This is a genomic window from Pseudomonas sp. D3, from assembly GCF_029320995.1.
Classification (GTDB): Bacteria; Pseudomonadota; Gammaproteobacteria; order Pseudomonadales; family Pseudomonadaceae; genus Aquipseudomonas; species Aquipseudomonas paraveronii.
In genome coordinates this window covers 3,180,990-3,193,767 of record NZ_CP119772.1, presented here as the reverse complement: position 1 = coordinate 3,193,767, position 12,778 = coordinate 3,180,990, and the positions used below count along the sequence as shown (strand labels likewise).

Genomic DNA, 12,778 nt, shown 5'->3' with positions numbered 1-12,778 from the left:
CAATGCCAAATACCCTCGCCCCGTTCGTTCGCAAGCTTTCCCAGCGCACCAGCCTGTCGCTGGCGCGCACGTCGCTGTTCCAGTGCGTGGCGCTGCTCGCCTGCGTGTTTGCAGCGGCCGGCTATTCGCTGGTGTACCTCGCCCACGAGCTGGACCGATTCGAAGACAGCGAAAGCGCCTTCTACACCCGCAAGGCGGTGCATTCCCTGGAAAAATCCCTACGCCTGACCGTCAAGGATTACGCGTTCTGGGGCGATGCCTATAAATACCTGCACGTTACCGTGGACACGGATTGGGCCTATGCTCGCGAAAACGTGGGGCCCACGCTGTTCCATGATTTCGGTTTTCAAGGCGTGTTTGTCGTCAACGACCTGGACCGCACGGTGTACGCGGTGGTCGAGGGCAAATTGCAACCGATTGAGCTCACCGAATGGCTCGGCCAGCCCATCGCGGCGATGCTCGAACAAGCACGCGCAGGCGCCACGACGGACACACCGGTCACGAGGTTCATTAACGTGCGCGGCAGCCCCACGTTGGTGGCGGCAGCGGCGATAACGCCAGGCACTGACCCCACCGTGATAGCGGACGGGCGAAAAGCCTCCGTATTGTTCTTCATCGATATCCTCAACAGCGCCAAGCTGACCGAAATCGGTAACGACTTTGGCGTCGATCACCTGCATATCGCTAAACCCGATGAAATCGGCAAGACCTTGTTGTTCTCCCTGAGTGATAACGGCGCCGCCGGCAGCCTGCATTGGCAGCCCGAGCGGCCCGGTGTGCGGTTAACGACTGTTGGCCTGCCGCTGCTGGGTCTGGCTGCGCTGCTGGTGTGCCTGATGAGCTGGCTGATTATGCGCCGCACCACGACGGACGCCCAAGCCCTCGATACCAGCCACACGTCGCTGCAAGACAGTCAAAACGCGCTGGCCACCAGCGAAGCGCGCTTTCGCGATGTGGTGGAAGCCAGTTCGGACTGGGTCTGGGAAATAGACGACCTGTGGCGCTTCACCTATCTGTCGGAGCGCTTCGAAAGCGTCACGGGCCTGGACCTCCAGGCCTGGATCGGCGCCCCCCTGCACGCCCTGCTGGACACCGATGACGGCGCCCTTTCGCAGTGGCTGAGCACGGCCAAGCGGCGCGCGGACACCAGCATTCAGTGTCGCTACGTCGACGCCCAGGGGCGTGAGCGCACCACCCGGTTGTCGGCGCGGGAAATGCCCTGCGGCGGGTTTCGCGGGACCGCCACCGATGTGACCGAAGAAGTCGAAGCGCGGCGGCGCATCGAGTTCCTGTCCCTGCACGACGCTCTCACCGGGCTGCCCAATCGCACGCGCCTGCAAGCGTTTCTGGACGGAAAACTCAAAGCGTTGCCTACCCTGGAGCACCCTTTGGTCATGCTCAGCCTGGACCTGGATCGGTTCAAGCCGGTCAATGACTTGCTCGGGCATGCGGCCGGTGACCGGGTGCTCAATGAGGTATCGAGCCGCCTGGCCGATTGCGTGCGCCACGGTGACCTGGTCGCTCGCGTCGGCGGCGATGAATTTGTGCTGATCCTCATCGACGCCGGCGCCCAGGACGAAGTCGAAGCCCTGTGCCGGCGCTTGATCGAGTCTGTCGAACGGGTCATCAGAGTCGACGAGCAGGACGTGTTCATCAGCGCCAGCATCGGCATTGCCCTCGCGCCCAATGACGCCAACGGGGTCACCGAGTTGCTGCGTTACGCCGACATCGCCCTGTACGAAGCCAAGGCTGCGGGGCGTAATACCTGGCGGTTTTACTCCGGTGAAATGAACGCACGGATCATCGAGCGTCGCCGCCTGGAAAGCGACCTGCGGTTTGCGATCAAGCACGCAGAACTGCGCCTGCACTTTCAACCGCGCTATCGCATCAGCGACGGGCAAATGGTCGGCGCCGAAGCCCTGGTGCGTTGGCAACACCCGCTGCACGGCCTGATCGCACCGGACACCTTCATTCCAATTGCCGAAGAGTCGGGGTTGATCCTTTCGCTGAGCGACTGGGTGCTTGAAACCGCCTGCACGTGCGCCGCGCAGTGGCCTGAGCATCTTTTTGTGTCGGTGAACCTGTCACCCACCGAATTCAAGCGCGGCAACCTGGTGGAGCGCGTGCGGTACGCCCTGGATAAGTCGGGCATCGAGCCGACACGCATGGAACTGGAAATCACCGAAAGCGTGATGCTTGACGATGCCGTCGGCGCGCTTGAGGTCATGCACACCCTCAAGCACCTGGGTCTGCGCATCGCCATGGATGACTTCGGCACCGGCTACTCCTCACTGAGCTACTTGCGCGCGTTCCCGTTCGACGGGTTGAAAATCGACCGCAGCTTCTTGAACCGGCTGGAGGACAGCGCCGATGACAAGGCCATTATTCAGGCCATTGTCGGCTTGGGACGCGCCCTGTCGCTGACGGTAACGGCAGAAGGAATTGAAACCGCCGAACACCTGGCACTGCTCAAGGCAGTGGCCTGTGACGAAGGTCAAGGCTACTTCCTCAGCCGACCGCTGGATATCGACGCCTTCAACAGCCTGCTGGACGTGTACGCGAGCACCCCGCCGTGTTAACGCTCGACGAGGCGGGCGCTAGCGAAAAAATTGACTCGGCGTCTTGCCAAACTGTTTTTTGAACATGCTGGTAAAGGCACTGGGGCTTTCATAGCCCAGCTCAAACGCCACATCGATAATTTTCTCGCCCACCGCTATCCGCTCCAGTGCCAGCAGCAACCGCGCTTGCTGGCGCCACTGGCCGAAGGTCAGGCCGGTTTCGCGGCGGAACAGGCGCTGGATGGTGGTTTGGTCCAGGCCTAGGCGCTCGCTCCAATCCGCCACGGTCGAGGCATCGCCCGGGTCATCCTGCAACGCCAGGCAAATCCGGCGGATGCGCGGGTCTGCAGGCTGGGGAAGGAACAGCGGCAAGGCCGGCAACAGGGCGAGCTCGTCGAGGATCAGGTGCATGATCCGGGCGTCGCGCGAATCTTCGGCATACGGCGGCTTCAAACTGACCGAGGCTTTGATCAGCTCACTGAGCAGCGGTGAAATGCTGACGGCCTTGGTTTCGCTCGGCAAGTTCGGAAAACTCGCGGGGCGCACAAACACACTGCGCATTTTCAGAACACCGACGCAACGCAGCGAATGCACATGCCCGCTGGGCATCCAGAAGCCGCGATTGGGCGGCACCGTCCACTGATTCTGCGCCGAATGCACCACCATCACGCCTTCGGTGGCGTACAGCAGTTGATGCTTCTCGTGGCTGTGCTCGGGGATCACCCAGTTATCGGCATAGTCGGTGGCCGAACTGATGACGGCCCACTCGCCCTCATCGATCTCTCGCAGAAATTTGTCCAGTGTTTTGATGGCTTCGCCCCTTTTGCGATGTTTGCTGCCCGAATTTCGCGAGACAGGCATCGGCGGCAAATCTAGCATAAACACCGAGTTCACCCATGGAGCGGCGGTTTAAATCATCGCTGCCCGCCTCCCCGTCGTTCACTGCCTTGTATGGAATGCCTGCATGTCGACCTTGACCGCGTCTCCCGCTGCCACCTCCAGCCCGCCCCACGTCAGCCCCTTGGTCATGCGCGTTCTCGGCGCCTGCGCCCTGGCGCATCTGATCAATGACCTGATCCAGGCCGTGCTGCCATCGATCTATCCAATGCTCAAGGCCAACTACGGACTGAGCTTCACCCAGGTCGGCCTGATCACCCTGACCTTCCAACTGACGGCCTCCCTGCTGCAGCCGTGGATCGGCTACCACACCGACCGCCACCCAAAGCCCTGGCTGCTGCCAGCGGGCATGGTGTGTACCTTGGCCGGCATCTTGATGCTGGCGTTTGTCGGCACGTTCCCGGCGATCCTGCTCGCGGCGGCGCTGATCGGCGTCGGCTCGTCGACCTTCCACCCGGAAACGTCACGGGTGGCCCGCCTGGCCTCCGGCGGGCGCTACGGCCTGGCGCAATCGACCTTCCAGGTCGGCGGCAACACCGGTAGCGCGCTTGGCCCGTTGCTGGCGGCGGCGATCATCATTCCCTACGGCCAAGACCATATCGCCTGGTTCGGCCTGTTTGCCGTGTTCGCGATCCTGGTGCTGCATGGCTTGAGCCGCTGGTACCGCAACCACCTCAACCTGTTCAAGCTCAAGCAAGGCAGCAAAGCCACCCACGGCCTGTCGAAAAGCCGCGTGACCTTCGCCCTGATGGTGCTGGCCGTGCTGGTGTTTTCCAAGTACTTCTACATGTCCAGCCTGACCAGCTACTTCACCTTCTACCTGATCGAGAAATTCAACCTGTCGGTCGCCAGCTCCCAGCTTTACCTGTTCCTGTTCCTCGGCGCAGTGGCCGCGGGCACCTTCTTTGGTGGGCCGATCGGCGACCGGATCGGGCGCAAGACCGTCATCTGGTTCTCCATCCTCGGCGCAGCGCCGTTCACCCTGGCGCTGCCCTATGTCGACCTGTTCTGGACCGCGATGCTCAGCGTGGTGATCGGTTTCATCCTGGCCTCGGCGTTCTCGGCCATCGTCGTCTTCGCCCAGGAGCTGGTGCCGGGCAATGTCGGGATGATCGCCGGCGTGTTCTTTGGCCTGATGTTCGGTTTCAGTGGTATTGGCGCGGCACTGTTGGGGCTGCTCGCGGACAGCCATGGCATCGCCTATGTCTACACGCTGTGCTCGTTCCTGCCGCTGGTGGGGATTCTGACGATCCTGTTGCCATCGACCAAGGGCGTTTGATCGGTTGAGCCTGCCACCCGCGTGACGGCATTCGGCGGGCAGATCACACGGGGCCGGCGCCGACAGCTAGCGCTTGAGGAGGCCGGTTACCTTTAGACCATTCTGGCGCCGAGCATACCGCCCAAGCCGATCAGACTCGCCACGCCCACCCCATACGCCAGCGTGCGCCAAGGCTGGTACTCCCTCAGATACATGACCGTGTGTACCACCCGCGCCAGGGTAAAAACCCCGAACAGCACACCCGTGGCTACCACAGCGGTGCCCGACGCGACACACAGCCCTCCGACGACAAAAAACAGCGGAATGTTCTCCAGATCATTGGCCCACGCCTTGCTGGCTCGGACGACTTGCGGCAGTTCCTCTGGCTGCGGCGTGCGGTTGAAGAAAGCCGCATCTTCCGGGTTAGTGAACACCCGCCCCCGAATGCGGAAGAAGCCCTGATAGCAGGAAATCGCCAGCATCTTCAGGCACAACACCAGCACGCACAGTGCGTAGACACGCAAAAGCTCATTCATCCCGCAACCCATTGATGACGATATACAGCAGCGGCCCTACCGAAACGAACAGCGCCGTCAGCACCCAGTAAGGCAGCACCGATGCCGCCGACCGCCCTCGCCGCCGGGCATCGCGGTACATCCACACACCGGCCAGCAGCGCCATCAGATACAGGTCGATCACCACTTGCGCGGTGTCCGGCTGCGACAGCAGTTGCAGTCCAAACGCCAGCAGCGACTGCTGCGCAGTCAGCATCGTCATCAGCGTATACAGCGAAAACCCGAGCAAAGCGGCCAGGGCAATATAGGGTCTGTGCATGGTCTCTTCCTTGAAGTGATCGAGGCCCACGATAGTGATAAGGTTCAGCCCCTCGCAATGACCTCGGAGGTCATGGTCACGCCATGGACAACCCCGTTACCGCCGGCGAACACGTGCGCCGGCTACGCCGACAGGCGCATTTGAGCCAGCTCGACCTGGCCCTGATCACCGGGATTTCGCAGCGCCACCTCAGTTGCCTGGAAACCGGCCGCGCCAAGCCGAGCCCCGGCACCCTGCACAATCTGCTGACCGCGCTGCAGGCGCCCCTCGACCAGTGCAACTGCGTATTCCTCGCCGCCGGCTTCGCCCCGCGTTACGCCGCCACGCCGCTCGCCTCGCCGGCCATGGCGGCGATTCGCGAAGCGGTCAGCCATGTGCTGCACGCCAACAACCCCGCGCCAGCGATTCTGCTCGGCAGCGAGTGGCAAGTGCTGGCGGCCAATACCAGTACCGCCGTGCTCTTTGGGTTGGTCGGGATCAACCCGGATGCGGCGGATGGGGTGAACCTGCTGAGCACCTTGCTGCAATCGGGTGGCCTGGGCGATCACCTGATCAACGCCGAAGAAATCCGCACCCTTGCCTGGCAACGGGCAACCCGCGAGGCCTTGGGTAACCCGGCGCTGGCCGCGCTGTTGGCCAGCCTGCCGGTGCCCGTCCACACCGAGCTACCCACCGCCATGCCGCCACTGGTGTTGACCCGTGTGCGCTCGACCCAGGGCGAGCTGAACTTTCTATCGACCTTCACCACCTTCGGCATGCCCCAGGACATTACTCTCGCCTCGCTGCGGATCGAGCATCTGATTCCCGCCGACGACTTCACGTGGCAGGTCATGCGCCGCGCTTTCGAAGATTATTCGCCGCTGGTTTTGTGAAATATCTGTCCGTAGACTGCCGCCATACCCCCACTTGAAGGCGGCGAAAAAAACGTGATGCAAGTTACCGAAGTCTCCATTGCCCAATTGCGCGCAGCGCTTGAGTCCGGCCAGACCACGGCCGTTGAGCTGGTCCAGGCTTACCTGGCGCGGATCGACGCCTATGACGGTGCGCAGACAGCGACCGCGCTGAATGCCGTGGTGGTGCGCAACCCCGCAGCCCTGGAAGAAGCCCAGGCGTCCGATGCACGCCGGGCCAAGGGCGCCACACTGGGACCACTGGATGGCATTCCCTATACCGCCAAGGACAGTTACCTGGTCAAGGGCCTCACGGCGGCGTCCGGCAGCCCGGCGTTCGCCAAGCTGATTGCCCATCGCGACGCCTTCACCATCGAGCGGCTGCGGGCCGGTGGCGCCATTTGCCTGGGCAAGACCAACATGCCGCCGATGGCCAATGGTGGCATGCAGCGTGGCGTGTATGGCCGCGCGGAAAGCCCGTATAACGCCGCCTACCTGACGGCACCGTTTGCCTCCGGCTCGTCCAACGGCGCCGGCACCGCGACTGCTGCGAGCTTCGCGGCATTCGGCCTGGCGGAAGAAACCTGGTCGAGCGGGCGTGGCCCGGCGTCCAACAATGGCCTGTGTGCCTATACCCCGTCGCGTGGGGTGATTTCGGTGCGCGGCAACTGGCCACTGACCCCGACCATGGACGTGGTGGTGCCTTATGCACGCACCATGGCCGACCTGCTGGAAGTACTCGACGTGGTGGTCGCCGAAGACCCCGACACCCGTGGCGACCTGTGGCGCCTGCAGCCTTGGGTGCCGATCCCCAGCGTCGCCTCGGTGCGCCCGGCGGCTTACGCTGAACTGGCCGCGACAGCCGAATCCCTCGCGGGCAAACGCTTTGGCGTACCACGCATGTACATCAACGCCGACCCCGACGCCGGCACCAGCGAGAAACCCGGCATCGGTGGCCCGACCGGGCAAAAAATCATCACCCGCGCCAGTGTCATCGCCCTGTGGCAAGCCGCCCGCCAGGCCCTTGAAGCCGCCGGGGCCGAAGTCATCGAAGTGGATTTCCCGCTGGTGTCCAACTGCGAAGGCGACCGTCCCGGCGCGCCGACGGTGTTTACCCGTGGCCTGGTGTCCAAGGAATTCCTACACGATGAGTTGTGGGAACTGTCCGCGTGGGCCTTCGATGACTTCTTGCGTGCCAATAACGACCCGAGCCTGAACCGCCTGGCGGATGTCGACGGGCCGAAGATTTTCCCCCATGACCCTGGCACCTTGCCCAACCGCGAGGACGAACTGGCCGCCGGCATGGACGAATACGTGCGCATGGCCCAACGCGGGATCACCCCGTGGGACCAGATCAGCACCCTGCCCGACGGCTTGCGCGGCCTCGAACAGACCCGGCGCATCGACCTGGAAGACTGGATGGATAAGCTCGGCCTCGACGCGGTGATTTTCCCTACCGTGGCCGACGTCGGCCCTGCGGATGCCGATGTGAATGAAGCCTCCGCCGATATCGCCTGGAGCAATGGCGTGTGGGTCGCCAACGGCAACCTTGCCATTCGCCATCTGGGCGTGCCGACCGTTACCGTGCCGATGGGCGTGATGGCGGATATTGGCATGCCGGTCGGGCTGACCTTTGCCGGGCGTGCCTACGATGACTCTACGCTGCTGCGGCTGGCATCGGCGTATGAGGCCACCGGCAGCAATCGCCTGATTCCGCCGCGTACACCGGCACTCACGCCACGCTGAGTGCGTTGAAAATGTGGGAGTTGGCTTGCTTGCTCCCACATTTGCAGCGCATTTCGCTTAAGCAACCAGCGGCACGGCAATCAACAGGATCGCCGTGCCATGGGCGAGCGTCGCGGCCAACACACCATGACGCATGCGCAACAATGCGCAGGCCAGCCCCTCGATCAGGGTAAAGAGCAACACCGGCCAGCCCAGTTGGGTGACGCTCAGGGCCAGAAAGGCATGGCAGGCCGCGAACGCCACGCCGCTGATCAAGGCCGCCCGCAGCGGCGTCAGTTGTTGCTCCAGATACCCCTGCAGATAACCGCGAAACAACACCTCTTCCAACGCATTGGCGCCATAGGCCAACACCACCATGCCTGGCAGCCACACCCAGTAGTCGTGGATCGCTTGCGTATCCACACCTTGGTAAAGCCGCAGCGGTACGCCGATCAGGCAGCCTACCGCCAACCCGGTCGCCAGTCCGACGGCGCAATTGCCTTTGGACCACAGGACCAACCGCGACAAGTCCGGCGCCACCCACGCGAGCCCGGCAACCAGCAACAGCGATAGACCGCCCAGCGCCGCCAGCACAAAGGCATTGGCGGTGAATGCAATCTGCACGTCGTCACTGATCGACCACATGCGCAACGGCGTCATCGCATCGCGCATCAGCACAAACGCCGCCAACAGAATCAGGATGCGCATCGCCGTCATCGACCTGGGGGTGAGTGCAAACCACACGCCGAACAGCAGCAGGCCTGGCGTCAAATGGGTGCCGTAGTCGATCAGCACCGCCATGCCTTGGGTGATCACAAGCGCTCGTTTCGACGCTGCCACTCATCCACCATGTCGCCCAGGGTTTTGGCCGTGTCGTTGCGAATCCAGGCCATGAATGCGCGGTCGAACTTGAACCTCGGGCCGCAGTGTTCAAGCATGAAACGGCGCACGTTCTGGGTGTTTTTGTAGTGACGGGTGATCGGGGTGCTGCGGGTGAGGGGGTCGCTGTGCCAATTAAAGTCCATTTTTTCTCCCAAGGTAGTTCGGTGTTTTGCCAGTAGCATAGCGATGTGCCACTTAAGCAGGAAGTGGCGGATAGCGTCAGCACGCATTATGGCGCGCGGCTTCACGCTCTGACTGCGGTGGTGAGCCGCCTAAGCTAAGTTCACCATGCCACCACCTTGCGTACCGCCACCAACGCCTCGTGCAGCGCCGTCATCCCCACCGAACCCAACGCCAGGCGCAGCGCATGGGGCACATGGGCGCCGACGGCAAAGGGTTCGGCGGTGGATACGGCAATATTTTCGCGCTGCAAAGTCATGGCGATCTGATCGGCCCGGGCATCCTCCGCCAGGGGTAGCCAGAGAAAATACGACGAGGGATGACTGATGTACGCCAGCCCCTTCAGCACCTGTGCCGCCAATGCCTGCCTCGCCTGGGCATCCTGGCGTTTTTGTGCTTCCAACTGGGCGACCGTGCCATCGTCGAGCCAGGCCACCACAATCGCGCTCATCACCCCCGGCACATTCCAGGTAGTGGCCATGATACTGCGCTCCAGAGCCTTCACCCAAGCCGCCGGGGCTGACACAAAGCCGACCCGCAGGCCAGTGGCGACGCTTTTGGAAAGGCCGCCGACATACACCGTGCGTTCCGGTGCGAGTGTCGCCAAAGGCGGTGGTGCATGTTCTGCCAAAAACGCGTAGGCGGCGTCCTCGATGATCATCAGATTGTGCTGACGGGCGATGGCCACTAGTTGTTCGCGCTGCTCCAGGCCCATCACCCAGCCCAGCGGATTATGCAGGGTCGGCATGCTGTACACCGCACGTACCGGACGTTTGAGACACAGGCTGTGCAGATGATCGAGGTCCGGGCCGCTGGCGGTGACCGCGATCGGCAACATTTCCAGGTGCAGGGTCTCGGCCAGCACCTTGAACCCCGAATACGTCAACGCGTCGACGGCGATCACATCCCCCGGCTTGAGCAGCGCCATCAGCGTCACGGCCAACCCATGTTGTGCGCCGCTGACCACTAGCACTTGGTCAGCCTCGACCGTCAGCCCACGACTCAGCAGATGACGCGCCACCGCCGCACGCTCATGCTGGCGCCCGGCGTGGGGCTGGTAGCGCAACAACGCCTCCAGATCCCCCGACAGCGCCAGTTGACGCAACGCCGTGCGTAGCAGATCGGCCTGACCCGGCAATGACGGGTAGTTGAAATTCAGATCCAGCATGCCCGGCGCCACGCTCATCTGCCCACTGCCCTGCCCCGGTGGCAGGGAAATCTCGCGCACGAACGTGCCGCGACCGGTTTCACCACTGACCAGGCCCATGGCCGCCAGCTCGGCATACACCCGGCTGGCGGTGACCAGCGCCAGGCCATGGCGCGCGGCCAGTTGTCGATGGGTGGGCAGGCGGACGCCGGGCAATAGCCTGCCGCTGCGGATGTCCTCGGCAAAGGTGTCGACCAGGGTTTTGTAACGGGCGCGGGGCATCGGCGATGTATCCATGACAATTTTTTGATTGTCTTAATCTTCATGCCTAGCATGGCCCGCACGCAACTTCTCCTTTTCGGGCCCTCGTCATGGAACGTACCTCACCGCTCAATCCCCTGGCCAATAGCACGCAGGGCTGGATCAATGGTTTTATCGGCGTGGTGATTTTCAGCGGTTCGCTGCCGGCGACGCGCCTGGCGGTGATGGAATTCGAGCCGGTGTTCTTCACCCTGCTGCGCGCCACCCTGGCCGGCGTGCTGGCGCTGTGCTTGTTGTGGTTATTCAAGGAAAAGCGCCCAGCGCGCGCGCAATGGATGCCCCTGGCCATCGTTGCCCTCGGCGTGGTCATCGGTTTCCCCTTGCTGACGGCGCTGGCCCTGCAATATGTGACCTCCGCGCACTCCATCGTATTCATCGGCCTGCTACCGCTGGCCACCGCAGTCTTCGGCGTACTGCGCGGCGGCGAGCGGCCACGCCCGGTGTTCTGGCTGTTTTCGATCCTGGGCAGTGCGCTGGTGATGGGCTATGCCGTCGCCCAGGGCCTGAGCGCCGCCCCGACCGGTGACCTGCTGATGCTGCTGGCGGTGCTGGTCTGCGGCCTGGGTTATGCCGAGGGCGCCAAGCTGTCGCGCAGCCTGGGCGGCTGGCAAGTAATCTGCTGGGCGCTGGTGGTGTCGTTGCCGGTGGCGCTGCCGTTGAGCCTGATGCTCGCGCCGCCGACCTTCACCGGCATCAGCCTGCCGGCATGGCTGAGCCTGGGCTATGTGGCGCTGTTCAGCATGCTGATCGGGTTTGTGTTCTGGTACCGGGGGTTGGCGCAGGGCGGCATCGCTGCGGTCGGCCAGTTGCAGCTACTGCAACCATTCTTCGGCCTGGCGCTGGCAGCGGGCCTGCTGCATGAGCAGGTCAGCCTGGGCATGGTGCTGGTGACGGTCGCGGTGATCGGCTGTGTGGCCGGGGCCAAGCGGTTTGCGCGCTAGCCTCTGCTGCCAGGGCATTATTCCCAGATGCGGTAGCGAGACCTAGACGGCAAGGTTGACATTGATGCCGTTGCGCCGAGCGACTACCGAAACGCTTTGCCCAGGCTCAAGGCTCTCGCGAACCATGGCCAGTCTTTGCTCCGCGCTCCAGCGGCGTCAGCGCTCCTGGCCCAGAAGCGCCCCACTCTTGTCGTCGCTGTTAGTCATAAATATAACCGCTTGCCTATCCCTTATCGTAAGAGGGAAACGGTGTTCTGCCTTTCATGGGGCTCGTTCAGTGGAGCCAGTTCACAGGTGAAACAGAAGCGTCACTCCGTGACAGTACTGTCCGCTTATCCCCAGTGTGGTGGGTGAGATATCGACGAAAGAAATGCCGTTTTTCTGCAAGATAGCGCGTAAAGGCGTAAGGCTCTTAACGCTGAAGCCTATGGCTCCGTAATAGGCATTGGGGCGGTTCGCCAGCGTCAGACCGGGATAGCAGGCATTGAAAGCGGCTTCGCTGGTGAAATGTAAAGGCACATTACCGGTATCTATTTGCAGACCAGGCGTAAACAACGAACTGGGTGCACAGTCACGGTCAAATACTTGACCATAAGCTGTTGCGAGTAGTTTCACTTGGTCAGTGATGACTGTGACACTCGCCAAGCCAATTACGCCGTTAGAATGATGGGTGTATTCGCTACGCCAGACGACGTCCCTAGTAAAATGTTGGCAGGCAAAAACTCGACCCGCTGGGGTCGACTCCAAGTCGACCTGGGTGATACGGAAGCGCGCATCACGGCTGCCCTCCGGCAATTGGACTGGCCGCGAAAAGTCCAAAGGCGAGCCGCTGCCAATGTTAGAACGACTCAGCTCATCGTGAAAACCTGACGCGTCGTCGGTCATTAATGCCAATGCGCATAGCCCATCTCCTCCGTCCTCCACAAATGACTGGAAATAGCGTGTTGCCGGATGCGGACGCGGTACGGTAAGCAACTCAAAGTAGTCGTCCTCAAACATTACGCAGTGATTTTCCGATCCCATGGAGTGGTAACCGCGGGGGGTGAGTGTAAAGCCCAACTGGCCATAGGTTTCTGCAACGGCGTCCATGCTGCTGGCGGCGATCACCACATGGTCGATACCTTGGATATGCTTACGCATGCGCA

General features: G+C 62.4%; 12 protein-coding genes and 1 pseudogene. 5 read left to right on the top strand and 8 right to left on the bottom strand.

The annotated features are described in order from the left end of the window. Window positions 1–2: 2 nt before the first annotated feature. A complete protein-coding gene (locus P3S72_RS14610) occupies window positions 3–2,579 on the top strand; it encodes an EAL domain-containing protein (RefSeq protein WP_276192793.1) in 2,577 nt (858 codons plus the stop codon). A gap of 18 nt (window positions 2,580–2,597) precedes the next feature. Here the strand turns inward: P3S72_RS14610 and P3S72_RS14605 are convergent, their stop codons facing one another. Then, window positions 2,598–3,419: a helix-turn-helix transcriptional regulator gene (locus tag P3S72_RS14605; RefSeq protein WP_276192792.1), complete on the bottom strand. Its 822-nt coding sequence runs from the start codon at window positions 3,417–3,419 to the stop codon at window positions 2,598–2,600. A 103-nt stretch (window positions 3,420–3,522) separates the two neighbouring features. On the opposite strand from P3S72_RS14605, the gene P3S72_RS14600 reads away from it, so the two are divergent. Then, a complete protein-coding gene (locus P3S72_RS14600; protein ID WP_276192791.1) occupies window positions 3,523–4,734 on the top strand; it encodes an MFS transporter in 1,212 nt (403 codons plus the stop codon). A gap of 92 nt (window positions 4,735–4,826) precedes the next feature. Here the strand turns inward: P3S72_RS14600 and P3S72_RS14595 are convergent, their stop codons facing one another. Both P3S72_RS14595 and P3S72_RS14590 read right to left on the bottom strand, forming a co-directional pair. Next, window positions 4,827–5,249, bottom strand: coding sequence for an MAPEG family protein (locus P3S72_RS14595; RefSeq protein ID WP_276192790.1), 423 nt, complete (start codon window positions 5,247–5,249; stop codon window positions 4,827–4,829). Beyond that, window positions 5,242–5,547, bottom strand: coding sequence for a DUF2834 domain-containing protein (locus P3S72_RS14590; RefSeq protein ID WP_276192789.1), 306 nt, complete (start codon window positions 5,545–5,547; stop codon window positions 5,242–5,244). The genes P3S72_RS14595 and P3S72_RS14590 overlap by 8 nt, the downstream gene beginning before the upstream one ends. A gap of 83 nt (window positions 5,548–5,630) precedes the next feature. Here P3S72_RS14590 and P3S72_RS14585 point away from each other — a divergent pair, with 83 nt between their 5' ends. Continuing rightward, window positions 5,631–6,419, top strand: coding sequence for a helix-turn-helix domain-containing protein (locus tag P3S72_RS14585; RefSeq protein ID WP_276192788.1), 789 nt, complete (start codon window positions 5,631–5,633; stop codon window positions 6,417–6,419). Window positions 6,420–6,473: 54 nt separating this feature from the next. After that, window positions 6,474–8,183, top strand: coding sequence for an amidase (locus P3S72_RS14580; RefSeq protein ID WP_276192787.1), 1,710 nt, complete (start codon window positions 6,474–6,476; stop codon window positions 8,181–8,183). A gap of 57 nt (window positions 8,184–8,240) precedes the next feature. Here P3S72_RS14580 and P3S72_RS14575 read toward each other — a convergent pair whose 3' ends face one another. From P3S72_RS14575 to P3S72_RS14565, 3 genes are all read right to left on the bottom strand, one after another. Then, the gene (locus P3S72_RS14575) at window positions 8,241–8,978 is read right to left on the bottom strand and encodes a CPBP family intramembrane glutamic endopeptidase (RefSeq protein ID WP_276192786.1); all 738 of its coding nucleotides are present in this window, start codon (window positions 8,976–8,978) and stop codon (window positions 8,241–8,243) included. Then, window positions 8,975–9,187 carry a DUF6434 domain-containing protein gene (locus P3S72_RS14570; protein ID WP_276192785.1) on the bottom strand — a complete coding sequence of 71 codons (213 nt, stop codon included), beginning with the start codon at window positions 9,185–9,187 and terminating at the stop codon, window positions 8,975–8,977. The genes P3S72_RS14575 and P3S72_RS14570 overlap by 4 nt, the downstream gene beginning before the upstream one ends. Before the next feature lie 140 nt (window positions 9,188–9,327). Continuing rightward, window positions 9,328–10,653 (bottom strand): PLP-dependent aminotransferase family protein, encoded by a 1,326-nt coding sequence (locus P3S72_RS14565; protein ID WP_276192784.1) that lies wholly within the window; start codon window positions 10,651–10,653, stop codon window positions 9,328–9,330. Window positions 10,654–10,742: 89 nt separating this feature from the next. Between P3S72_RS14565 and P3S72_RS14560 the strand changes: the two genes are divergently transcribed. Continuing rightward, window positions 10,743–11,633, top strand: coding sequence for a DMT family transporter (locus tag P3S72_RS14560; protein ID WP_276192783.1), 891 nt, complete (start codon window positions 10,743–10,745; stop codon window positions 11,631–11,633). Between the two features lie 54 nt (window positions 11,634–11,687). Here the strand turns inward: P3S72_RS14560 and P3S72_RS14555 are convergent. After that, window positions 11,688–11,840, bottom strand: a pseudogene (locus P3S72_RS14555) (transposase); the annotation flags it as partial. Window positions 11,841–11,921: 81 nt separating this feature from the next. After that, complete coding sequence (locus P3S72_RS14550) at window positions 11,922–12,773, bottom strand: VOC family protein (protein WP_276192782.1); 852 nt, start codon at window positions 12,771–12,773, stop codon at window positions 11,922–11,924. Between the last annotated feature and the right edge of the window lie 5 nt (window positions 12,774–12,778).